Genomic DNA, 22,312 nt, shown 5'->3' with positions numbered 1-22,312 from the left:
AGGTGCTCGAGATATCACGACCTCAGTCGAGCTGATCGAGTTCACCTTCGCGACATACGAGCGCGGCCCTCCCGAGTCGAACCGCACCGACCGAACGCACGAGGTGCCCGATGAGCACGAGGCGATCGTGGCGCCGCTCGAGAGGTCCACGATCTTGACCACGCTCGATGTGTTCTGCAGTGGCTGATCCACGACGGCTGACAGCGTCGCCGCCTGCCCTGCAGCGATCTCGGTCACGTCTGACGTCAAGGTCACTGTCGACGGTGCCAGGTCTGTAGTCGTCGCTACGGAGGAAGTGCCAGCCAGCTCCCCGTTCGCGACAGCGGCTTCGGCCGGCGTCGCGGCCATGAGCGTCGAAACCAGCACGGCGACCACTGCGCCCGCCACAGCTCGAAAATGGACCCTGAACGCTTCTGCCCTGCGGCGTCGGACGAAGTTCCGGATGTGGTCGGCATCCCGCCGCTGATCATGCACGGTCGGAATCTTGGCTGCACCAGGTCGAAGAGATGGTCGGTTCGATCAAACATCACCCGATTGCCCCGGATATCGCAAGGCCAGCCACGACGAGAAGCCCTGGCATCTCTGCTGGACCACGAGGAGCCGGCGTCCACCGGTGAGCCACTTGGTAGTCACTCTCGGCGCAGGTCGACCGTTTGTCGCGAGGCCGACGTTCCACCCGACCCTCGTGAGCGCGGGCGTTGAGATGGCGGCCGGTCAGCTGCAAATGCCTCCGACGGCGACCCACGTAAACGTGATGGTCGTCCAGTCGTCGCCGACGCTCGTGGCACTGATGGTTCCGGGCCCGCCTTGCACCTCGAGCGTGGCGCTGCCGTTCCCGCTCGAGGTGCGCCCGTCGGCGCTCAGGTCGACCTGACCGCCGCCGGTGGCCGTGAACGTCACCGTGGCCGCCGCAGTGCAGTTGACCGATTGCGCGTAGGTCGCCCGGACCGGCGCCGCGGCGGGAGCTTCTTGAGTGACCTGGGCGGGTTGCTCGGCGGTGCTGGGCTGCGCGGCTGCCGCTCGCTCGGCGCGGTCGCGGGCGCTGCGTTCGGCGGCCTCAGCGGCCTCAGCTGCCGCTTGGTCGATGGCGGCCTGGTCGGCAGCCGCCTGGGCCTGAGCCTGTGCCGCGGCGTCGGGGTCTTCTGGTTCTGCCGGGGCGGGTTCAGTGCTGGGTACCGGGTCGGGGTTCGACGTCGGCGTGCTGACCGCACTTGTGGCTGTCGGCGATGGGTGCGGCTGGAGCGCGGTACCGGGGTCGGTGCGTGCGGCCAGGCCCCAGGCGGTGAGCGCGACGGCGGCGCACACGGCGCCCCCTGCGATCACCGGCACCACTCGGCGTCGCCGCCGCGGCGGTGACCCCTCGGGACCGGGCACCCGGTCGCTGCCCGGCGCACCGGTGGTGATCGTGGTGATCGCGGCTTTCAGCTCGTGCAGCTCGGCGCGTGCGCCGGCGGCGTCCTGTTCGGCGGCGCGCGCACGGTCGGCCAGACCCGTCACGAGGGCCACCACATCCTGCGCACCGCTGGCGCTGTCGCCGATGCCGGGGATCGGCGCGATCACCACGGTGTCGTCCTCGTCGTCGGCCGGGACGACGGGAGTCCTCACGGCGTCGTCGCGGGACGAAGCCCCGGCCGCTGTGGCCGGCAACTCCGCTGTCTCCGGCTCCAGCTCCAGCTCCGGCTCTGGCTTTAGCTCGGGCTCGGGTCTGGGAGGCGAAGGCGGTTCTGCGAGCGGCGCGGGGACGACCTCGGTGACCTCGGTGGGTACGGGCACGGTCGCTTTGCCCGCGGGTGAGCCGGCATCGTCGTCTGCGGTGTGGTTGGTGGCGGGTGCGTCCTGGTGCTTGAGCTTGGTTCGCCCGCGCCGTGGTGTGCGCCTCGGCGCGGATGCTTGTTCTTGTGCGTGGGCGAGGGCGGCTTGCCCGGCGGCGAGCTGCGCCGCCAACCCGCCGGGCTCCTCGACCGGTTCGGAATCGACGGGCTCGGGGGAGTAATTCATCGTGTCCCTCCGTTCGCGTGCGCCGGGGCGGGTACGGCCTCGCCGGCGTCATCGACCTGCGGCCAGGCCCACGACGCGGTCCACCGCTCGGAGGTGTCGTAGCTGGCGCGCCGGGCTTGGACCCGGTCGGCGACCTCCCGGACCTGGACGGTGTGCTCGGTGGCGGTGCAGGAGTCCATCCCGGTGTCGGTGCGCAGCCGGGCGCGGGTGGTAGGGACCTGGTTGTAGAACACGACCGGCGCCGAGGGGTCGGTGGTCACGGTGTGGGTCGCGTGGTGCAGGCGTTCGAGCGCCCACAGCTCGGCCACGACGGCGGGGTGCAGCACCCAGCAGGGCTTGATCTCCCGGACGTCGAAGGTGGCGATCAGCCACTCGGTGAACCGCTGCACCCGCACCAGCGCCGCGTGCCGGGTCGCGGGCTTCGCGTCCTGCCAGGCGAACACCCCGGGGTCCTCGTGCCCCCAGAAGTCGACCAGCACCGCCAGGCGCCGGGCCACCACGTCCTCCGGCTTGCCGCCGGCGTGCGCCGCGGGGGAGCTGAGCGGTGGCGCGCCTCCGAGCAGCGCGTCGATGTCCGCGGCGGCGTCGCGTCCTCCGGGGTCGGCGAGGCTCACCGGTCTGCTCCGGCCATGCGGGACCCGAGGACCCATCCGGGGTGGCTCTCGTGCCAGATCGACGCGGCAGTGATGTGCCCAGCGTGCGGACCCTCCCAGTACGGGGTCAGGTCGGTGAGCACCGGGCGTATCCGGTCCTGCAGCACCAGGGCGGTGCCTCGGGGCAGGCGCCGCAGCTCGTCGACGTCCACGGCCGGGCGCCATTCGGCGTCGATCGAGGTGTCCTTGGACCACAGGTCCCGCCCGTTGAACGACGTGCGGGTGCGGGTGTGTTCGCGTTCGCCCATCGACCGCGACAGCGCCGACAGGTAGTCCTCGGACTTCCCGCCGCCAAGGATCACGTTCGTGCAGTTGTCCCACATCGTGGCCTCGGCGTGCTCGCCGTAGGCGGCGGCCGCCTGGTCGCGGGACTGGAAGATCACCACCAGCTGGATGCCTTCACCGCCGCCGGCGGCGGTCATCCTGGGGGCGGCCGGCCACGGGTCGATGTGCGCGAGCTCGTCAGCGACGATCGTCAACGGCGGGTCCAGGCGCCCACCCGGCGCACGCTGGGACAGGCGGCGGGCGGTGTCGGTCAGGTGGTCCAGGAACAGGGAGTAGAACCCGCCCACGGTCCCGGCGGTGGTGGCCTCGTCGGTGACGTCCGACCCGCGCGCGACCATGTAGCAGGTCCCCGAGCAGGCGAGGAACGCCTCGGTGTCGAAGGCCCGTCCGGTCTTCGGCACGAGCCGGTCGCGCACGGCCTTGACCGCCAGGCCGGCGAACGCGTTGTCGACACCGAACCACCGGTTCGCGCGCATCCGCGGGTCTTCCTCGCGGACCTGCGCGATCGTCAGGTGCCAGGCGTCACCCAGCCCGCGGGTCTCCAGGATCCGCATCGCCTCGTCGGCCTTCGCAGGGGACCGCGACCAGGTGTAGACATCCGCGATGGTCCGCCCGTCCAACGCGGCGGCGTGCAGCAGCGCTTGGACGATCGACCCCGAGGTGGTCGCCCACGGCGCGTTCTCACCCGACATCCCCGTGGCCGCGACCAGGGTCCGGGCCCGCCGTTGCGCCACGATCGGGTCCTCGCATCCCTCCAACGGCGACCACCCCAGGGTGTGCGGCAGCCCGCCGACGCCGTCGAGGTTGAACACCTCCACCGGCCCGAGCCCGGCCCGGCACGCCGCGGTCAGACGCAGGTTGTCGGTGCGGGTCGAGGTCGTCACCACCGCGCCGGGCGCGGCCAGGATGAACGGGACCACCAGGCGGGTGCCCTTGTCCGAACGCGCCGGGCCGAGCACGTAGATCGGCCGCTCCAACGTCACCCACAACGCGACGCCCCGCGAGGACCCCAACGGCAACGCGACCTGCCCCGGACTCAGGCTCACCACGAGGCACCCTCCTGCGACATCGAGCACACCGGCAGCTCGCCCGGCTGGACATCGCGTGTCGCGCCGTGCGGGCCGGTCGCCGTGAGCGCCCGCCCCCCGGTCTGCTGCGGTGCCGTCTGGGCGGCCAGTGCCGGACGCACGTGCGCGCCGAGGTCGACCGCCTGCGCGGCGGACAGTGAGCAGTCGGACAGCTCCCGCCCGGCCGCGATCTGGGTCCGGGCGAGGATCTGGTGCCGTAACCGGGCAGGGGAGCGCCGGTACCCCATCCACCAGCTGACGGCGACCACGTTGACCACGACACCGGCCACCGCGAGCAGCAGACCGACCAGGGCCGCCCCAGGCAGACCCAGCACGGCGGTCAGGAACCCGCCCACCACCCAGACCACCCAACCCGCGGCGACTAAACCGGCGATCGTCTTGTCGTCCAGGTCGGCGACCCACCGGTACACCGGCAGGTGCCGGCGCGCCCACACCCCGGCCCGAGTCTGCCGACCCAGCGCCGAGAAAGCCCGTGTGCGGCCAAGGCTCGCCCGCAGTGCCTCAGTATCGAGGAGGTGGTTGCGTTCGCGGGTGGGGGTCATCGTCCGGTCCTTCCGGCGTCGGTGTCGATCAGCGAGTCGAGGGTTCGTCCGGCGACCGGTTGCACCCACATCGGGGTGGTCGTCCCGATGCACCAGATCGCTTGACCCTGGGGGAGGGTCAGCAGTAGGTCCGCGGCGGTGTAGGTGGGCTTGGCGATCCGGTGCACGGCGGCCATGCAGTCGCTGGACTGCCGGTACAGGACCTTGATCGCGCACTTGGACAGCACCCGCTCGACCAGCCCGCGGTGCGAGGACCCGGCCTCACCGAAGATCTCCACGTCCTTGAGCTCGTGGATGATCAACACCGACGCGCACCGCAGGTGCCCGGCCAGGCGGATCCGGTCGTCCATCGCCCGCGCCTGGGCCGGGTTGTGCAGCTCGTCCCAGCCCTCCTCGCTGACCACGACCCGCCACCGCCCGTCGCGGGAGCGCAACGTGGTGTCGATCCACGCCGACGTGCACGCCGCGGCGATCTGCCGCACCGTGTCACCGGCCCCACCCAGCCCCATCGTGTTTACCGCGATCATCGGCGCGCCCGGGTCCAGGCGGGTGCTCGAGGCCCCGTCGAACATCCCCGCCAGCGGACCCCGGGTCAGCCGGGAGAACACCAACGACAACCGCCGCGCCGCGCCCGAGCCGGCCCGCTCGATCAGCTCCGCCGGCGGGGCGTCCAACCAGGCGACCAGGGCCGCGATCGTCGCTCCCAGCGTCCCGGCGCCCATCTGCTCGACCGCGGTGTCCAGGACCGTGCGTTCCTCATCGTCCACGGCGCCGCTGGTGCGCAGCACCGACACGATCGACTCCAGCGCCTGGCCTCGGCGCAAGTCGACCGCGCGCCGCCAGTCCGCGGCACTGGTGTCCGCGGGGCGTGCGCCCTCGTCCAGCGGGCAGATCACCGTGCCGGTGCCCGGCCCCAGGTGGATGACCTGGCCGCCCAGCCCGCCAGCGAGGGCCGACCACTCACCGTTCGGGTCCGAGGACACGATCACCTGCCGGCCGGCGTGCACCAGGCGGGTCATGATGACCTTCGTCCCGTACGACTTGCCCGATCCCTGCAACCCGCAGATCAACATGCACGGGGACGTGGCCAGGTGCGGGTACACGCCCCACGGGTCGAAGGTGAACGGCGCGGTCGTGGTGACCTCGATCCCGATGATCGGCCCGTCGATCGCCGAGGCCTGCGGGACACAGAACGAGGTGAGCACCCCCACCCGGGCCGCGGAGGTCACATGCGCCGGGGTAGCGACCCCGACCGGACCCCACACCGCCCCCCGCGCGAGCCGTCCCCAGCGCGCCCACCGGCGTGCGGCCCGGTTCCCGGCACCGGGCAGGGCGTCCTCGCTGTCCGTGTCGCCCGCATGCGTGCGTGCGGTCACCGCCGCCGCAGCCGCACGGACCGCCTGGCGCCGGGCACGCCGCGAGGACGAGCGCCCGGTCGCGGTCAGCGTCCTGGTGCCCACCGGGTCCGACCCGCCACCACGACGACCCCGCGGCGGCATCCGCACCGGCGCCACCTCACGAGCATGGTCGCCGGGGTCCGCGTCGGACTCGGGTGCGGGGAGCCCGAACGCGTCACCGGGGGTCGCTTCCGGCGTGGGGGAGCCGGAGGTCCGTCGCCGCCGGAGCAGGCCCCGGCGGGTGGGATGCACGAGCCGGCGGGTCATGACCGCGGTCCGATCCCCAGCGGCAGAGCGCTCGTGCAGAACCCCGCCCACTGATCCCCACGCAGCACCTTCAGATGCAGGCCACGGGCGGTGGTCCGCAGCCACAGCTCACCGACCCGCAGCTCCTCGATGTCGCCACCAGTGAGCGTCACCCAGCCCGAGTGCCGCACGTCGGCGTACCCGGCCTCGAGCTCGCTGCGCCGGCGCGCGAGCTCCTTGCCCTGGGAGTTGTGCGCGACTGTGGCCGGGCGCTTGAGCTTGGCGTTGACCGCGCCGGCGGAGTTGTAGGACGCCTCCTCGTTCAGCAACCGGCGCTCGGCCGAGTACGCCTGCCCCGGGCACCACATCTGCGTCACCGTGCGGCACGCCGTCCCGGTGGCGACCAGGTTCGCCAGGAACCCCGCCCGAGCGGGAGTGGCCGGCCACGACTCCACCCAGTAGGTGCGATGCACCGCGGTATCGGTGACCAGATGATCCAGACGTTCGTCGACGACCGAGGCCAGCACCTGCCCATCACCCAGCGCCCACCCCGCCTCGGCGAGCATCGGCGCCGCCGCAGGGTCGAACGCAAGGCGGACCGCGGCGCGGATCTGGCCCGCGGACCACCAGGCGGCGTCCTGGGTGCGCACCCCGCAGGCCGGCAGTCCGGCCAGCACCTGACCGACCCGGTCACCGAGCACCCAGGACAACCCGCTGACCCCGCCGCCGGCCGCGTCGATCTGCGCCGAGCAGACCTTCGCGGACACGGTGATCGTGATGACCTCGTCCCGGCCTCGCAGCGCCGCCATCGCCGGGTGCGCGGCCAGCTCGGCCGCGTCGCGCACCGCCAGATCCTCCGGGTCGCCGCCCGCCGGCGGGGGAGCCGGCAGCGGGTGGGTGCGTGAGTGCTTGACCACCCGCACCACGCCTTCGGCCGAGGCCAGACGCTGACACAGGTCCGACAGGCCCTGGGCGCGGGCGATCTTCTCCTCCTCGGCGGCCAGCGCCCACCCGTGCGTGGTCACCCGCAACACAACCGTGGCTTCCTGGGCGACCTTGTCCCACAGGAAGCACCCGCCGTCGAAGACCGTCCCGACCATGTCCAGCACGGTCAACCGCGCCCCGACCGCACCCGGCACGGCCACCGCGCCGTCGACCTGCTCGGCGCCAACCCGCACGACGGTGCGCGTCTGGCCCAGGACCTTGCGCAGCCCGAACAGCCCCACCGTGCTCACCCTCTCCAGGAACGACCTGCCCTTCCACGACCCGCACGCCAGCACCCCGACCGGCGCCGTCCACACCAGCAACGACACCAACGCCACCCCGAGATCACCCGCAGCCACCAGATCCCACACCGGACGCACCAGGCCCACCGCCACCAGCACCAGCTGCGCACCGGACAGCCCGGCGATGACACCGGTACGGGAGATCGGCGCGAACACCGCCGTCGGCACCTGCTGCTCACCCACGCCCGATCACCGCCCACCGAACGGGTTCGGACCACGGCCACCCTCACCGCCGGATGATGGCGGCGAAGGAGCCGGAGTCGCAGCGGGCGAGGACGGCGCACTCGGTCCCGGCTGCACGCCACCCCCACCCGAGCCACCCGACCCCGGGCCGCCCGTCCCGCCATCACCCGACGACGCGGGAGCCGGCGGCTCACACTCACCTGACCCCGTGGACCTGCCCCCGGCAGCTGCCTCAGACGATCCTGCGGGCACTTCACCGCTCTCGTGGACCGGCCCAGCCTGCACGCCGCCGCCACCACTAGAACGCGCCGAGCCCGCACCCGACTCACCACCGGTGACAGCACCGGAGGAGTCACCTCGCTCACGGACCTGGTCCGCGGCGGCAGCACCCACACCCTCAGGCCCGGACGAGGCTCCGAGACCGCCACCGGTATCGAAATCGCCGTCGACACTCTCACCGCTGTCCCCGGCAACCCCGAGCCCGTCCTGACCGGCAGTCCGAACGCTGTCCTCGCCGGCGCCCTGAACGTCGCCATCGGGTCCCTCAGGCACCGCCGCGCCAGCGGGCGGCTGGCCCGGCCTGCTCGCACCGTCATCGTCTGGTGCGGGCGCGGCACCGGCACCGCCGGATTCGGCGTCCTCGCTCTTGTCCTTGTCCTTCGAGCCGAGGTCGCTCAGCTTGGACGCGAGCCCCGACATTCCCATCGCCTTCGCCAGCCCCGCGGCCTGGTTGCCGAGCGTGGACAACGCCTCCTTGTCCGGGCCCCCCAACGCCATCCGGGTCATCCCAGCCTGGGTCGCCTGCGAACCCGCGGACTTGACCGCGTCGGAGTGCGCGGTCAGCGCGGCCGACAACTGCCCACCGGCGAACGACACCAGGGACAGGGCCAGGGCGGGGGAGAACACCGCGACCCAGATCCCGACCGTGCCCATGATGAAGCTGTCCAGATTGCCTTCACCGGCCATCTCCAGACAGAGCACGATTATCCCGGCGCCGAGCGGCTTGGTCAGCAGCAGACCGACCACGACCTCGACCCACTTGCTGGCCATTCCCCGGGTGCCCTTGAACCCGACCATCATCAGCGCCGTCGGGGCGAACCCCGTGGCCACCAGCAGGCCGAACGCGCGTGCGGCCATCACCATCGCGATCAGTACCAGCCCGACGATGCACACCAGCGCACCGATCACGATCACGATCCACCCGCCGCCCACGGTCAGCGCGGTCAGCCCGCCGGCGGCCGCCCCCATCGCGGTGGCCGCCGCCGCGGACCCTGTCGCGCCGGACCCGGCGACGTTGTCGAACATCTGCCCCGACAGTCCGTCGGTGATCGACACCAGCTGGGCCAGCAGCAAAATAGCCGCCACGGTCATCGGCCAGGACAGCACCGCGATCATCCCGGCCCGCAGCACCCGGGTCGCGTCACGCACGATCAGCGCAGCCACCACCTCGACCGCGCACATCGCGACCGCCACAACGGCGAACACCGCACCCCAACGTGCGGCCTGCCGGGTCGCGATCTGCCACTCGACGTCGGAGATCTCGGTCAGCGGGTTGTTGAACGCCAACGACATGAACTGCTCACACGCCGTCGAGATCGCATCGATCGCAGCCTTGACGATCCACTCACCGATCTTGTTGAACACCGCCTCCACGGCCGGGTCCCACCACGCGGCCGAACACAGCGCCACCACCCCCACCGCCACCACACCAGCGCCCAGCACCCGACGGCGCCGATGCCCGGGCTCGCGCTGGCTCGCCCACCAGGTTCGGACCAGCGCGGGAGCAGCCGCCAGCTCGGCGGCCGACCTACGCACACCCGCCTGCGGGAAGACGTCCGTGGGCACGGGTGTGGTGGCAGTGCTCATGCCACGACCGGGTCGAGCATGCCGGAGGCGGAACCGAAACCGAGGTCGAACCCGGTCGCCCAGACCAGGACCGCGAAGATCACCGCGATCGCGATCCCGGCGATGAACGCCCACAGCAGGATCGTCGCGGACACCTTTTGCACTTGCTGGGACGAGGACAGCCGCCCGGCGACGAACATCACCGTGCCGAGCACCGCGCAGATCCCGACCAGGATCAGGCACGTGGCCTGCAACCCGCCCGCCCACTCCTGCAACTGGGCCATCCACGGGAAGGCGGAGAAGTTGATCGACACCCCCATGTTGTCCGGGATCTCGTCCTCCGCGGAGACCTGGCCTGCCGCGAGGTACGCGGCAAGGCCGCCCACTGCTGTCATCACGATCTGCTCCTTCTGCCCGAGCGCGGAGTCCTGCTGACCCCGCCTGTAACCGGCCCCGCCCCAGGCAGGGCCGCGCGCCGCGTGCGATATCGACGCCCCGTCACCAGCCGACGGTGATCCCCGCGTAGTGCGTCATCGCCGCGGTCACCGCCCCCAGCACCAGCGCCCCGAGCAACCCCGCGGTCACCGCACCCGAGGCGAACGAAGCAGCCTTCTGACTCACCGGAAACCCGACCTTCCCGGCCACAACCGTCAGCACCCCGATCACGGTGGCAATCCCGCAGCCGATCAACGCCGCCGCCAGCAGTCCGCCGGCGAGGTCCTGCAGCGTGGCGACGGTGTCCGCACCCAACCAGGTGAAGTCCAGCCCGAACCCGTCGATGTCCATGCCCACCCGCCCACTCACGGCAGGTACTCGATCCACGCCGCTCCGTCGCCGATCAACGCCGCCGACACCTGACCGCCGGAAACCTCGACCTCGCAGGTCACGTGCAGGGCCATCGCCGACACCCCGACCTCCGGCGACCCGGCCGTGGTGACCGTGACCTCCACTACCACCCACCCCGCCGGCCAGATCTGCGGGTCGGTGACATCCACCACCGCGACCTCGTTCGGGGTCGGCGCACCCGCGGAGAGCGCCGCCGCGTGGTCCAAGACCGCCCCGGCCACGATGTCCACCTCCGCACCCGGAGCCAACTCCTGCGCCCGGGACCGCGCCGCCGCGGCGTCCTGCTCCTGCGGCGCCCACCCGACCAGCGTCCGGACCCACTGCAAGGCGACTTCAACCTCACTGGACTCAACGTCCCCAGACCCCTGAGCCGACGGCGTCGGTCCCTCGAGCTGCCCGGCGTCCGGTGAGGTGCCGACCGTCCCGCTCACGGCAGGTTCGGCCGATGCGGTGCCGGCATCAGCGGTCTCCGGCGAGCCGCCGGGGGTGACCAGCAACCAGATCGCAGCGGCGATCATCGCCGCACACGCAAGCAAGGCGGCGGTGCCGGTAGCGACCAACCGGCGCCGCGAGGGCAGGGCCGCAGGATTGGCGGACGCCGTGGACGGTGCGGGGTTGTCAGCCATCAGGATCTCCGGAGGTCGGGGGAGCGCGCGCCGAGTTGTGGGCGCACGACGGTCAGGGCTTGGACGGGTCTGCGTCCGGCAGGTACTGCCAGTGCCACGGCTCGGACTTCGCGTAGTCCTTGTGCCCGGGCTCTGCCCACGTCGGATGGAAGAAACCGAACTCAGACCCGTGGTTCTTCATCCACGCGTACGGCGCGGTGTCGTAGGAGTTGATGCCTTCGCCCAGGTCGAAGGCCAGCGCCCACCCGTGGTTCGACGTGCCAGGGGTCGCGGCCATATTGCACTTGCCCCGCGCGCACCACGACGCCTTCGCCGACTGCTGTCCGGCGAAGTCCCGGTAGGCGTCGGTCACCTTGATCGGCTCCCCGAACTGCGCGGCATACGCGGCCGACATCCGATCCAGAGCCTGCGCAGCATCACAGCGCGCCCGCAGCGACGGCGCCATGCTCAGCGCGCACAACTCGCTGGTCGGGATCACCCCGTTGGCGTACCCACCCCAGGCGTTCGCCGACCCGCCCCGGTCCACGAACGTCGAACCGTCCGGGTCGTAGGACACATCTGCGGTGATCGTGCCGCCGGCCCCCGCGGTCGGACTCGCCGAGGCCAGCCCTTCCGCCTCGTCGAAGCCACCGAGCACCATCTGCGCACCGCCGACGATCCCGATCAGTACCAGACCTACGCACATCAATGGCAGCCCCACCGCGACCAGGCACCCACAGCCGACCCGTCGGCGGAACCTCTGCGACCCGACCTTCTTCGCGATCTGGCGCGCGGCCAGGACCTCGACGCTCACGACGCCACCTCGACGCGGGACACACCTTGAGTTGGACGACGCGGATGGTGGACGGCGGCGGGCACAGTGGCCTCCCGATGGGTGCGATCAGGTCACCCAATGCCTCGCTGGTTCGCCGTCACGTGCCGGTCAGCGATATCGCACGCGCGCAGCAACTCCGACCCGCCTCGAGGACAACGCTGCCGCCCTCGACGTGCACCTCACCTCGAGGAGGTCGAGGGGCTCCCCGCTGCAGCCCGGACCGTCCCCAGCACGCAAGACACCACATGGTGTAACGGACGTCATCGACGCCCGGGGCGCCAAGACCATCGGGCACTGCCCGGCGGCCCACGCGCGCTAGCGCCGGCCGCTTGAGCGGTAACCGATGCAGAGCCTTGTCACGACGCGGTGAGCGCCCTAGTGAACTGTGCGGCAAGCTGCCTGAGTTCGTCATCGTCGTCGGTACCGAGAGGCATCACCTCTGCGGTCACGCCCCGACGAACGAATCGCGCGTCCGGGATCTGCGTCAGGATGTGGTCGAGGTCCACCAGCGCAGGTCGAACCTGCTCGAGAGGCCCGCGCTCGAACGTCGCAGCGTAGATCGGCTCGACCCGCCTCTCAGGACCCGCCGCTCTCCGGTCACGGCGCAGGACAACGACCCGTACCTCATCGGTAGATGGGGAGGTCATCAGCGCTTCGCGCACCGTTGCCAGGACCGTCGAAGCCAACGCTCGGACGTACAGCGCGTTGCGGTCGGTCTTGGTGCGCTTCTTCAACGTGGGTTTGCCCGCGGGGGTCAGCACGGCGGCCTTTTCCGGAATGAGGTCGGCCGAGTCGAACACGATCACAACGGTCGTGTACCTGGTGCCGTCCTGTTCGATGCCGGCGTCCACGCAGGTGGACTCGGACGCGTTGTCCGCGAAGGCGGTATCAACCGCCGAGATCACTGTTGTAGGGTCGTGCTCGACCAAGCGTTGGAAATCCGCCGCGGCAGCCGCGAGCCACTCGCGATAGATTCTCAGGTTGTCGGCGTCGACGCGAGCTGCTTGCGAGACCGCTTCAGCGCGTGCACGCTCCTTGGCTGCGCGCCGCTGTCCGGGTCGATAGAACGCGATGCCCTTCACAGCGGCACGCTGATACTCCTTCGCCACGACATCGACGTCGGTTGGTTCTGGGGCTGGGATGGGCTCGGGTACGGCAGCCGGAAACTGCTCGAGATGCAGTGAGGTGAGCTGACGCTCGATCTGCGTGACTTCCTCTGCCTGCGCGGCTCGTTCCAGTTGGGCGAGCGATGGGCGCCGCTCGGTCGGCCGATGGCCGGCCGACGAACCTGCGCCCGTGCTGAACCCTGCAGCGCTGACGCGGGTTGACGTGCGTCCCGAGGAGTATGTGTTCTGCGAGACCCGGACGCCAGCGACCTTCATCGAGGTGTAGGTGCGCCCTCCACCAAAGGAGACTCGGGCCGTGTTGGTCCCGATACTCGTGCGTACCCCGCGGCTTGAGGCGCTGATGCGCACCCCCGGAGCCACCTTGAAACTTACTCGGCGTCTGGCCATCGGATTCTCCCTGCCCCCAGCTCTCCTCGTCGCCGGTGACGGGGCGTGCGGGCCGAGACCCCCGCCCCACAATTCCCGTGCGATCGAGCCGAGACTACTGCGTACAACGTGCTCCGGGGTCTGATTACCACCGCGACCAGAGTCGACCGGCGCAATGCCGCGCCCGCACCGCCCGCCACCGTCACGACGGACGAACTCCGCGGAGATTAGGTGCGCTCGGAGACGCGCGGCTCACGCGCATGCGGTACTTGCGCGGATGCTCGCGAGTCGGCGCTCCGGCTCGCACGGCACTGAGTTGTTTCTGTCAGTTGAGAACGGGGATCTCGGTGACCAGTTCGATCGGACCGTTGACGGTATTCGCATGCACGACGGTCACTACCGCCCCACCCTGGTCGGCCGACCGAGCGGTCACGCCCCGTGCGGTTGCGACCACTCCAGCCGCGGGCGCGCCGTCAACCAGCAGGGCCTCGTCGGTGGGCGTCACCGACTCAGGCTGGACTTGCATCGCCGCCCGCAGCTCGTCCTTCGTGGGGGACCCGGTCCCCGCGCCGTCAGCAAACCAACTGCGAATCGCGGTGGCCGCGGCGACTTCGGGCGAGTGCTCCCTCTGAGCAACGGTGACGGTCAGGAGGGTGTCGTCGCCCAGACCCCATCGAGAGAACGCACCGGTGGCCGGCCCTCCTTCGCCCGACCAGGTCAGCTCGGTGCAGTTCAACACCGTGCCGCCCGCGCGCCTGAGCGCTCGATGGAGCCTCGGGTTGTCGACTCCTGAAGGAGCCTCATCGTTCACAAACTCGTCATCGAAACTCGCACGCACGAGAACCCCCATCAATATGCTGCGAAGTAAGCCTCACCTTCGAGGCTACAGAATAAAGGGGGATCGATGAAGACGAAGCTCGGCCGCGGATCGGCCATTCTCGTAGCCGCGGGCATGGTTGCGGCACTGTGCGGGTTCGCGCCCGCCAACCACACTCCCACCCAGACGGATCCGATCATCACGGTGATCGAGACCCCCATGGTCGCGGGCGGCTTCGACGAGGACGTCGCGCGGGCCAACGGATACAAGATCGTCACCGACGCGAACGGTGAGCAGCGTTCCGTGCCGGTGACCGCCGCGGCGAAAGCCGCCGACGCGCAGATCCTGGCCCAGCAGCAGGCCGAGGGGACGGTCTCGCCGCTGGCAACGGTGGTTGCGGGGGACTGCGGGTCGTCCCGAATCGTCATCGCCGACGGTGCCGGCTTCCGCGACGCCGGAATCAGCACCTCCTTCACGGTGACCCACCCCGCGGTCGGCTACACCTGGTTCGTGGACATCACGGGTAACTCCACCTCGACCCGGCGCACCTTCTCGGGTGGTCTCGCGCTGCGCACGACCTGGCAGCACACCTTCGCCCACACGGTGCCCGCCGCCGGCACCTACATCGCCTCCGTATCGCGAACCAGCAACGCCGTACTGAACAACGGGACGATCTGCTTCAGCGGCGGCCCGTCGGACTCGGACTACATCTCCTGACACGGGGGCTCCGCAGGGTGTCATCGTGACCCCGCGAGGCCCCGGACACAGGTGAAGAACACCGCGCCGGGTCAGCGCCCGAGACCGGATGCGTCTCGGGCGCTAACCCGCCCCGGGTGGTGTGTTGTGCCCGGCTCGCAGCCGCGACGTACCAACCGCGTCAACAACGCTGCAGTTAGGTGCCCGTGAGTCCGCCAGGTTGACTGCGAGGTTGTCGGGGTCTCGCGTGCGGGTAACGGCTCGATCCGTGACGACTGGTTGGCGCAGAGGAGCCGAGATCGCACGCGTATCGCCGTGGGGAAGACCCCAACGTGCGCGGTGCTCGTCCAGACGGATGAGCTTGTCGACCTGCGCCAGCGGGTCCAGGAGCGCGAACCGCGCCGTGGCTTCGAGCGATCGCCGCGCGTACTCCCCGGGCCTAAGCGATGCCCTCCACTGCTCGTAGCGCTGCCGCTCGCTCATCCCCGTCCCGTCCCGCCGACGCGCCCACCGGTCCTTGCTAGCCGCCTGATCGGCGAGGGACAGCGCGTGGAAGCTCGCGGTGCACTGAGCGCGTCGGTGATGGCGTTCTTCGGAGGCCAACGACGCCCACCACTGAACTTGCCGGACCCGCTGGGCCTTGCGGCTACTCGCGATCGCCGCGGCACGTTGGACCCGCCACCGTGCTCGGCGCGCGTCCACGCTCACCACCGCTCGGAACTCGGCTCGCTCAGCTCTGATCACGGCGGTCTTGCGGCGCAGCTCGTCGCGTCCTGCGCCCGCATGCTCGACGGCCAGACTCGCCGCGGTCCGGTGCCATCGGCCCTCAGAGTCCACGTCGGCCAACCCGAGTCGCCCGAGCTCGGCCAGATGGGCCGCGGCAGTGCGCAGAGATGACGCTGTGGGGGAGAGGCCATGCTCGGGGCAGAAACCTCCTGCTGCGGCTGCGGCAGCCAGGGAGAGTCCGTCGCCGGTGTCCGCTGGCAGGTGAGTCCACAGCTGGGCACTGGCGAGTCCAAGGGTGAGGCGGACGGACAGGGATGGGGGCGGCTGGGGGTGTGAAACCCAATGTGGGTCAATGACCCGCACAGCTGCTCCGTCAGCCTGTGGTTCGGGTGGTCGAACGACAGCGCGGATGGTGTTGCTGGTGTCGGTGGTGCCGGGTTCGTAGGTCGCCTCGACCTGGATCCCGCCGGCGGCCGTGAGGCGGGCCATGGCGGCTCGCAAGGTGTTCCTGCTGGCGATCACGGTGTGCAGGAGCAACTCACGCTGGGACAGGTGCAGCGCCGTGCTGGCGTGCCGGTCCATCAGGTCTGCCAGGGCGGTGGCCACCTCGTAGTCCACCCGGCGGGTGCGGACTGGCCACGTCAGCCATTCGCGCTCGGCCCAGTCCCGGAGCCCGACGCCTTCGCCTGCGGTGGCTACGGACTCAGCCCGGTGTTCGGCCGTCCACACGTCGGCGTCGACGACCGCGCGGTTCCACTGGTGCCACCACCAGCGCCGACCTCGCTCCTTGGCCTTCACGAACGCGGTCCGGGCCGAGGTCGTGATCGTCGTCCAAGCCTCGTCCTCGGTGTACCCGGCGATCACTAGCTGATAAGTGGCGGCCGCCTCGATCAGCGACCGGTGCTCGGGCTGGGCGTCGACCGCACGGGCTGCGCCGCGACCGCGGGCTATGTACGCCTGCCACACCTGCGGTAGGTCCCGGCGGCGCCGCCCCGTGCGCGGCGTCAGAGGCTGGATCGGCCCGCGCAACGGCGTCGCCGGGGCACGTCGTGCACGCCCGGCCCGCACCCGAGCACTGGCCGGTTGCCACGACAGCGCCTCCGACGCGGACGCGATCGCAGAAGCTAGACCGTCCGGTACGGGTGTTGGCCCGGAGACCCTGTGCGGCGCGGATAGCGGCCGAATCTTCTCCAGCAGCGCGATGCTGTGGGTTGGCACGCCGCCGAGTTCCCGACGTAGCCCGCCGAGCATCTCGACCATGCGGTCCAGGTGCACACCAGGCAAGACCAGAACGTGCGCGCGCCCCCACCCGCCCCCGGATTGCCGCACCAGGTGCCACAGACCCCGACGCGCACACCAGTCGGCGACTGAGGCGATGGCGGTCGCCCCGAGCTCACCACCCAGGTCGATGTCGACGGCCCGAGCCTCGGGGCGCAGCGTCCCGACGATGGATGCGACACGCCCTTGACCGATCAACGCCAAGCCCGCGGTCAACGTCGGAGGGTTCACGCCCCGCACGCGGGTGTTGCGCCGGTCGATCGCGAACCAGCCTCGGGGAAGAAACAGAAGATCGTCGAGCTGCCGGACGTCGCCGCCCGCCGTGCCGGCTGGGGCCGACCGTTCGATCACCCTGGCCGCCGGTTCTCGAGCGGATCAGTAGCGTCTGCGCTGTTCGGCACCAGCTCGGGGTGCGTCCATGACAGCCACGCCGCCAATGCCCGTGCCGCGCCGGCCCGTTGCGGGACCGGGTGGTCGTCAACCAACCCCACCTCCCGCAGCACGCCCGCGTCGATGTCGGTGCCCTCGTGCGGTTGCCCGGTCGCCCACCACACGGCCAGGTCTCGCCTGGCCCGGGTGGTGTCGGCGCACACCCCGTCGCGCACCGCATGCGCCGGATTCAGATCCCGATCCGCGCACCGACGGCCGGCCGCCCACATCCCCGCACTGATCTGAGCGGTCCGGGCGATCCGCGGGACGTCCACCCGGCCGCCGGCGGAGACCGCGGCGAGCTGGGACACCAGGAGCGTCCGCAGCGCCCGGCACCGGCCATGGGCGGGCCCCAGCACGATCACGCACACCCGGTCCCAAGCCTCGGCCCCGAGCCGGTCGACGACCTGCGCGCGGACCTGCCACAGCGGCCCGGACCAGTCCGGACCCACCGTCGTGTCTGAGCCACGGGGCCGGGTCTCGGGATCCGGCAGGCGTTCGGCCTCTCCGTCGGCCAGCGGCACCTCGAGTGCGGCGCGCGCTCGGGCGGCGCGCACGCACCTGGCCACCTGGATCCGGGTCACCCCGAACGCCCACGCTCGCGCGTCGCGCACATCGGCCCAGCGCACCCGGTTGCTCCACAACGTCACCAGGACCTCACCCACGACGTCGCAGGCAGCGGCGTCCAGGTCACCCACCCCGGCGCGCACCGCACGCGAACTCGCACACGCTCCGGCCAGACGCCGTCGCGCGAACGCCTCCAACTCCGGACGCCACGCCACCAGCTCCGCCGGGTCGCCGGCGTCATGGGCGACGGTGGCGAGCTGGGCCAGGCTCATCACCCGACCCCCAGGTCGAGCTCGCCCTGGTGGGCCAGAGCCCGGTTGGACCACACCGACAACCCGCCCGCGAACGGCTCGACGTAATGCTCGTGTGCCGGGAAGTACGACACGATCTGCGCAGCGATCTGCTGCTTGCCGCCGAAGTACGGCACCGGCGGGCGCATCAGAACACCTCGGGCCGGGCCGCACGCAGCTCGCGCAGCCACCGCCTGGCTGTCGACGTCGAACCAGCAAGCCCCGCGGCCACCAACTCCGGACCGTTGACCGGCCTGCCTTCGCGCACCTGCGACTGAACCCAGGCCACCAGCGCCGGATCCCCTTCCGCCACCGCGTTCGGTGCGGGCTCCGGCGATGGCGGGACGGGGTCCGAGACCGCCCGAAGTGGCGACGGTTCGCCCACAACCCGCAGCGCCCGACCGCCATGGCCCCCGACCACCGACAAACCGGCACCCAGCGTGCCGGCCCCGCGAGGGCCAGAACCGACAGACCTGGCAAGCCCGGACGACCCCGGAGCGCTGGCGACTTCACGCGCGGCCCGCACGGACTGGCCCCCAGGGGGTCGGTGCGAGGACGACCCCGCAGCCCGGTCCGGCGCCAACGGAACCGCACTGGCGCGCGACGGTGGGATGCCCACCTCGGACGCCGGCGCCAGGCCGGACACTGCCGATTGAGCCACGGTCGCCGGCTCCGCACCGGTGGCCCCGCCGTCGGTGGCGACCGTGATGGCGGGTCGAGCCGTCGCGATCATCAACAGCATGTGCGAGGCCACCAACAGCGCTACCGACGGCACCGTCGAGAACGCCGTGGCAGCCCACCCCGCCAGCAACAGCCCATCGACCGCGACCGGGCGGGCATGCAGCGCGTTGCCGGTCATCGAAACCACCGAGAACACCACGAACGCCGCCCACGGATACCACGCGCCCCGCAGACGCCCGGCCCGGAACCGCCACGCCGCCCACGTCGCCAGGAGGATGAACCCGTCCACGATCAACGGGAACGCCCACCCCAACCGCACGTCGATACCCGAAGCCACACCCACCGCCCGCAGAGCCGAGAACGACAGCACGAACGCCAGCACCGCCAGCAGCCCTGACAGCCACAGGCCCGGCCACATCGCCGCCCCGAACCCACTCCGGGACCCCGCGACCTCTGCACGACCTCCGGCGGCGCTCACCGGGGCCACCCGATCGCGAACGCCCGCCGCGCGAGGACCGTCCACTCCCGCCACGCCGTGTCCGTGCGTGCCGCGTCGTGCCCATGCACCGGGCAGCACGCCGCGCCGATCGAGGTCAGTCGGTCCTGCCCGGCATCCCACAGGACATGGCCGAGGACCTCGACCACACCAGGGTCGTGCTCAGCGAGGACATCAGCGGCACCGGCGCTGTGCACGAACGTCTCCCCGTGCACCCGCACCGGCGGCACCACGCGCCCTCGGCAGACCGCCCGTACTAGGTGCACGCACCAGCGATCCCCACGGACCATGCCTGCGGTCACGACGCTCAGAGCGCATAGCGCGAGAGCCCCCAGGTGCAGAACGGCGCTGATGCATCCAACCCACCCGATGACAACGGTCAGCAGCACAGCGCAGATCTGCACCGCCACCAGTGCCCACACCGCCGCGGTCAGGCGACCCGGATTCATCCCCGCGTACGCCACCAGCCGTCGATGCCACCACGGAGCCTGCTCCGGCAGGACGACCGTCCACGCCGACCACCCCACCCCGGCCCAACGTCGCCGCGGCCTGCCCCGGTGCTTGGCCGGCACTTGCGTCGCGTTCACTTCTCGCCTCGTTCCTGCTTGCGTCGGGTGCGGGCAGCGGCGTCCCGTTCACGGGTGCTCATCGCGCCCCACACCCCGGCCCTGCCCGGTTCAGTCATCGCGCCCTCGGCGGCCAATTCCCACGCCCCGCACTCGTCCACGACCGGGCAGTGCGCCGCGCACGCCGCCTTCGCCCGCGCGATCGCCCTATGCCCCTCGGCGATCCACGACAGGTCAGCGGCCTCCGGGGTGGCGCACCACGCCCGGGCCATCCACCCGCGCCCACCACCGACGCAAACGCCCGCATGCGTCAGCGACGGGTCGGCGTTCACGAGGCGCCACCCAGCAGACGGCCGCACGACGCCGCAACGGCGAGCACGGTCACCACCCATGCGAACCACGCCGCGGCCGGCGCCCGACGGGCCAACACCGACACCGCGACGCTCGCCGCCAGGGCGGCGACCACGACCGGGACCAGAGCGAAGCCAGCGAGCTGACCTGACATCCATCCGACGTGCGCGCCGGCGTGGACCACCGCCCACAGCAACAGACGCCGCTCTCGGTTCGCCGTGCGGCCCAGCCCCACCAGAGCGAGACCCAGCACGAGCCAGACTCCCAAGACCATCAGGCCCGGGCCGGCGAGCTGCCGCAGGAGCCAGCACCAGGCCAGGACCGCGACCCACGCCCACCCCAGCGTGTGCAGTTCGCCGAGCCCCAGACCGTCCACCCAGCGGCCGACCCGGCCGCGCTCGGCGCTCACTGCGCACCCACCTGCGACCACGGCGCCCCGTAGCACGTGCCCCAGCGGTCGTGAGCGGGGTCGGCCCACCACTGCTCGGCTACCCGGCCCAGCTCTCGGCAAAGGTCGCCAGCCTCGCGGTCGAGCGCCGCACAGGTTGAGGCGAACGCGGCCAGGAACACCCCGGCGTGTGCGCGGCCGCGCGTCGACCCGGCAAACAGAGCCAGGCTCATGGCGACCTCGCGCGCGAGGTCCGTGCCGTGCAGTCTGAAGGCCTCGGAGACGGCCCACCGGTGGGTGTCGTCGAACAACTCGTCGGTCAGGGGCCTGTGCGTGCCGGGGTAGGTCATGCGATGCTTCCTCTGCAATCTCTTCGAGAGCGACGAGGCCGGTGCCGGGCAAAAGCAGCCGGCCTTCGTCGTGTCCGGGGTCAAAGAACCGCGGGCGGACTACCCGCTGCCGGTCGGCGACGAGGCGTTCGGTCGTCGGTCCGCCGGTAGCGCAGCCACCTCACGCGCGACTGACGTGACGACCTCGACGTCCAGACCGAGGTCTGCGGCGACCTTGGCCGGCGGCGCACCACTGGCGAGAAGCCCAGCGATCTCGCGAACCCGTACCGACCTGGTCACGTGCACTCCGGCAGACGCGGGGACATGGACATCGGCCGGATCGAGGTCCAGGTGCGCGAGCACGTACTGCAGCTGCGCCGCGGCGTCCGCGAGGCTCGGCCCGGCGGCGACGGCCACGTCCGCGGGCAGCAGCGGGTCCGTGGCCCACGCGTCGGCGTCCACGACGACCTCGCGCAGCGTCCGCGCGTGACTGGCCAGCGCTGCCGCACGGATCTGGGCCTCGGTCAGCAGCCCGCCCGCGACTGAACGAGCCATCGCCGGGTCCTCGGTCTGCGAGAGCTGCTGCTCCTGATCCCGGGGCAGGTCGAACATCACCACCGGATCGAGCGCGCCGCGGGCCGCCGCGGCGGACAGGTACGCGCTGACCGTCGACTGCGCGACACCCAACTCCTGCGCGATCTGGACCTGCGTGCGCCCCTGCGAGCGGAGATCCACCACCGCCGCAGTCCGACGACGCACTTGCTCCGAGTCCTGCCGACGAGCCGGCCGCTCGCGCCCGTCACGGCCGACTGTGCTATCGACTGCTCCATCTGGAGCAGTCGATAGCGCCTGGACATCGCGATGAACGGTGCCCGCGCCGACTCCGAGGACCGCCGCGACGGCCCGCTCGGACAGTCCAGCGTCCCGCAGACGAAGAGTCGCGCGCTGACGCTCCGCGACGCTCTCCCAGAGTCGGACACCCGAGAACTCCTCGGCGCAGTACGCCTCCCATGACTCATGGCCCAGAGCGCGCCACGCCCGGCCCTGGAACGCGCGGGTTACGAGCACATCGACCTCGGACAGCACGTCGATCGTGCGGGCCACCGCGGAGCGAATCTGCGACGTCAACTCGCGGGCGGCCTCAGCGGACAGCTCTGGCGGAGACGCCGCACCCGGTTCGGGCACCTCCGTGACGGTGCTCACGCGTCATCACCCTTCGAGGAACCCTGACCTTGCAGCAGCGCCTCGATGTCGCGTCGGCGGAACCGGAGCTGGCCGCTCGGCAGTCGGAGAGACGGCACCCGCTCTGTAGCCGCCCAACGCTGCAATGTGCGCAACGTCACTCCAGGAAGCAAGTCGCATGCTCCAGCCGAGCCCAACCACTCGGACTCTCGAT

At 71.3% G+C, this 22,312-nt stretch carries 24 protein-coding genes; 2 read left to right on the top strand and 22 right to left on the bottom strand.

What is annotated here, in order from left to right:
- On the top strand, nucleotides 1–187 hold a 187-nt coding region (locus OGL89_RS07775; RefSeq protein ID WP_263119344.1), incomplete at its 5' end, for a hypothetical protein.
- 527 nt (nucleotides 188–714) lie between these two features.
- Here OGL89_RS07775 and OGL89_RS07770 read toward each other — a convergent pair.
- The 13 genes from OGL89_RS07770 to OGL89_RS07710 form a co-directional block, all read right to left on the bottom strand.
- A complete protein-coding gene (locus tag OGL89_RS07770) occupies nucleotides 715–1,998 on the bottom strand; it encodes a hypothetical protein (protein WP_263119343.1) in 1,284 nt (427 codons plus the stop codon).
- Entirely contained in the window at nucleotides 1,995–2,612 is a 618-nt protein-coding gene (locus OGL89_RS07765) for a hypothetical protein (protein WP_263119342.1), read from the bottom strand. Before OGL89_RS07765 ends, OGL89_RS07770 begins: the two co-directional genes overlap by 4 nt.
- Complete coding sequence (locus OGL89_RS07760) at nucleotides 2,609–3,982, bottom strand: TraM recognition domain-containing protein (protein ID WP_263119341.1); 1,374 nt, start codon at nucleotides 3,980–3,982, stop codon at nucleotides 2,609–2,611. The genes OGL89_RS07765 and OGL89_RS07760 overlap by 4 nt, the downstream gene beginning before the upstream one ends.
- Nucleotides 3,979–4,458, bottom strand: coding sequence for a hypothetical protein (locus tag OGL89_RS07755; protein WP_263119340.1), 480 nt, complete (start codon nucleotides 4,456–4,458; stop codon nucleotides 3,979–3,981). The genes OGL89_RS07760 and OGL89_RS07755 overlap by 4 nt, the downstream gene beginning before the upstream one ends.
- A gap of 104 nt (nucleotides 4,459–4,562) precedes the next feature.
- Entirely contained in the window at nucleotides 4,563–6,230 is a 1,668-nt protein-coding gene (locus tag OGL89_RS07750) for an ATP-binding protein (protein WP_263119339.1), read from the bottom strand.
- Nucleotides 6,227–7,678, bottom strand: a complete 1,452-nt coding sequence (locus OGL89_RS07745; RefSeq protein ID WP_263119338.1) for an SCO6880 family protein — start codon at nucleotides 7,676–7,678, stop codon at nucleotides 6,227–6,229. Before OGL89_RS07745 ends, OGL89_RS07750 begins: the two co-directional genes overlap by 4 nt.
- 6 nt (nucleotides 7,679–7,684) lie before the next feature.
- Nucleotides 7,685–9,544, bottom strand: coding sequence for a type IV secretion system protein (locus tag OGL89_RS07740; RefSeq protein ID WP_263119337.1), 1,860 nt, complete (start codon nucleotides 9,542–9,544; stop codon nucleotides 7,685–7,687).
- Complete coding sequence (locus OGL89_RS07735; protein ID WP_263119336.1) at nucleotides 9,541–9,921, bottom strand: hypothetical protein; 381 nt, start codon at nucleotides 9,919–9,921, stop codon at nucleotides 9,541–9,543. Before OGL89_RS07735 ends, OGL89_RS07740 begins: the two co-directional genes overlap by 4 nt.
- A 100-nt stretch (nucleotides 9,922–10,021) precedes the next feature.
- Entirely contained in the window at nucleotides 10,022–10,327 is a 306-nt protein-coding gene (locus OGL89_RS07730; RefSeq protein WP_263119335.1) for a hypothetical protein, read from the bottom strand.
- Nucleotides 10,324–10,995: a hypothetical protein gene (locus tag OGL89_RS07725; RefSeq protein WP_263119334.1), complete on the bottom strand. Its 672-nt coding sequence runs from the start codon at nucleotides 10,993–10,995 to the stop codon at nucleotides 10,324–10,326. The genes OGL89_RS07730 and OGL89_RS07725 overlap by 4 nt, the downstream gene beginning before the upstream one ends.
- 52 nt (nucleotides 10,996–11,047) lie before the next feature.
- Nucleotides 11,048–11,788, bottom strand: a complete 741-nt coding sequence (locus OGL89_RS17170; RefSeq protein WP_263119333.1) for a M15 family metallopeptidase — start codon at nucleotides 11,786–11,788, stop codon at nucleotides 11,048–11,050.
- Nucleotides 11,789–12,165: 377 nt separating this feature from the next.
- A complete protein-coding gene (locus tag OGL89_RS07715; RefSeq protein WP_263119332.1) occupies nucleotides 12,166–13,284 on the bottom strand; it encodes a hypothetical protein in 1,119 nt (372 codons plus the stop codon).
- 343 nt (nucleotides 13,285–13,627) lie between these two features.
- Nucleotides 13,628–14,140 (bottom strand): hypothetical protein, encoded by a 513-nt coding sequence (locus OGL89_RS07710; RefSeq protein WP_263119331.1) that lies wholly within the window; start codon nucleotides 14,138–14,140, stop codon nucleotides 13,628–13,630.
- A gap of 66 nt (nucleotides 14,141–14,206) precedes the next feature.
- Here OGL89_RS07710 and OGL89_RS07705 point away from each other — a divergent pair, with 66 nt between their 5' ends.
- Nucleotides 14,207–14,836, top strand: a complete 630-nt coding sequence (locus OGL89_RS07705; RefSeq protein WP_263119330.1) for a hypothetical protein — start codon at nucleotides 14,207–14,209, stop codon at nucleotides 14,834–14,836.
- A gap of 102 nt (nucleotides 14,837–14,938) precedes the next feature.
- Here OGL89_RS07705 and OGL89_RS07700 read toward each other — a convergent pair whose 3' ends face one another.
- The 9 genes from OGL89_RS07700 to OGL89_RS07660 all read right to left on the bottom strand — a co-directional run bounded on the left by OGL89_RS07700 (nucleotide 14,939) and on the right by OGL89_RS07660 (nucleotide 22,119).
- The gene (locus OGL89_RS07700) at nucleotides 14,939–17,170 is read right to left on the bottom strand and encodes a hypothetical protein (protein ID WP_263119329.1); all 2,232 of its coding nucleotides are present in this window, start codon (nucleotides 17,168–17,170) and stop codon (nucleotides 14,939–14,941) included.
- A complete protein-coding gene (locus OGL89_RS07695) occupies nucleotides 17,167–18,087 on the bottom strand; it encodes a hypothetical protein (protein ID WP_263119328.1) in 921 nt (306 codons plus the stop codon). Before OGL89_RS07695 ends, OGL89_RS07700 begins: the two co-directional genes overlap by 4 nt.
- Entirely contained in the window at nucleotides 18,087–18,254 is a 168-nt protein-coding gene (locus tag OGL89_RS07690) for a DNA adenine methylase (protein WP_263119327.1), read from the bottom strand. Before OGL89_RS07690 ends, OGL89_RS07695 begins: the two co-directional genes overlap by 1 nt.
- Nucleotides 18,254–19,264, bottom strand: a complete 1,011-nt coding sequence (locus tag OGL89_RS07685) for a DUF2637 domain-containing protein (RefSeq protein WP_263119326.1) — start codon at nucleotides 19,262–19,264, stop codon at nucleotides 18,254–18,256. The genes OGL89_RS07690 and OGL89_RS07685 overlap by 1 nt, the downstream gene beginning before the upstream one ends.
- Nucleotides 19,261–19,869 (bottom strand): hypothetical protein, encoded by a 609-nt coding sequence (locus OGL89_RS07680; RefSeq protein ID WP_263119325.1) that lies wholly within the window; start codon nucleotides 19,867–19,869, stop codon nucleotides 19,261–19,263. The genes OGL89_RS07685 and OGL89_RS07680 overlap by 4 nt, the downstream gene beginning before the upstream one ends.
- Nucleotides 19,866–20,180 carry a WhiB family transcriptional regulator gene (locus tag OGL89_RS07675; protein WP_263119324.1) on the bottom strand — a complete coding sequence of 105 codons (315 nt, stop codon included), beginning with the start codon at nucleotides 20,178–20,180 and terminating at the stop codon, nucleotides 19,866–19,868. The genes OGL89_RS07680 and OGL89_RS07675 overlap by 4 nt, the downstream gene beginning before the upstream one ends.
- Nucleotides 20,177–20,608, bottom strand: coding sequence for a hypothetical protein (locus OGL89_RS07670; RefSeq protein WP_263119323.1), 432 nt, complete (start codon nucleotides 20,606–20,608; stop codon nucleotides 20,177–20,179). The genes OGL89_RS07675 and OGL89_RS07670 overlap by 4 nt, the downstream gene beginning before the upstream one ends.
- Nucleotides 20,605–20,937, bottom strand: a complete 333-nt coding sequence (locus OGL89_RS07665) for a hypothetical protein (RefSeq protein WP_263119322.1) — start codon at nucleotides 20,935–20,937, stop codon at nucleotides 20,605–20,607. Before OGL89_RS07665 ends, OGL89_RS07670 begins: the two co-directional genes overlap by 4 nt.
- A gap of 99 nt (nucleotides 20,938–21,036) precedes the next feature.
- Nucleotides 21,037–22,119 carry a hypothetical protein gene (locus OGL89_RS07660; RefSeq protein WP_263119321.1) on the bottom strand — a complete coding sequence of 361 codons (1,083 nt, stop codon included), beginning with the start codon at nucleotides 22,117–22,119 and terminating at the stop codon, nucleotides 21,037–21,039.
- Nucleotides 22,120–22,312 lie beyond the last annotated feature (193 nt).

This window comes from Cellulomonas sp. RIT-PI-Y (assembly GCF_025642745.1).
GTDB lineage: Bacteria > Actinomycetota > Actinomycetes > Actinomycetales > Cellulomonadaceae > Cellulomonas.
The sequence above is the reverse complement of the archived record's forward strand: the minus strand, read 5'-3'. Positions and strand labels throughout refer to the sequence as shown.

What these genes read in the sequence shown, in the direction of transcription:
- OGL89_RS07770 (WP_263119343.1), bottom strand. Translation starts at nt 1,998, where the DNA reads ATGAATTACTCCCCCGAGCCCGTCGATTCCGAACCGGTCGAGGAGCCC.
- OGL89_RS07750 (WP_263119339.1), bottom strand. Translation starts at nt 6,230, where the DNA reads ATGACCCGCCGGCTCGTGCATCCCACCCGCCGGGGCCTGCTCCGGCGG.
- OGL89_RS07740 (WP_263119337.1), bottom strand. Translation starts at nt 9,544, where the DNA reads ATGAGCACTGCCACCACACCCGTGCCCACGGACGTCTTCCCGCAGGCG.
- OGL89_RS07725 (WP_263119334.1), bottom strand. Translation starts at nt 10,995, where the DNA reads ATGGCTGACAACCCCGCACCGTCCACGGCGTCCGCCAATCCTGCGGCC.
- OGL89_RS07705 (WP_263119330.1), top strand. Translation starts at nt 14,207, where the DNA reads ATGAAGACGAAGCTCGGCCGCGGATCGGCCATTCTCGTAGCCGCGGGC.
- OGL89_RS07695 (WP_263119328.1), bottom strand. Translation starts at nt 18,087, where the DNA reads ATGAGCCTGGCCCAGCTCGCCACCGTCGCCCATGACGCCGGCGACCCG.
- OGL89_RS07690 (WP_263119327.1), bottom strand. Translation starts at nt 18,254, where the DNA reads ATGCGCCCGCCGGTGCCGTACTTCGGCGGCAAGCAGCAGATCGCTGCG.
- OGL89_RS07665 (WP_263119322.1), bottom strand. Translation starts at nt 20,937, where the DNA reads ATGACCTACCCCGGCACGCACAGGCCCCTGACCGACGAGTTGTTCGAC.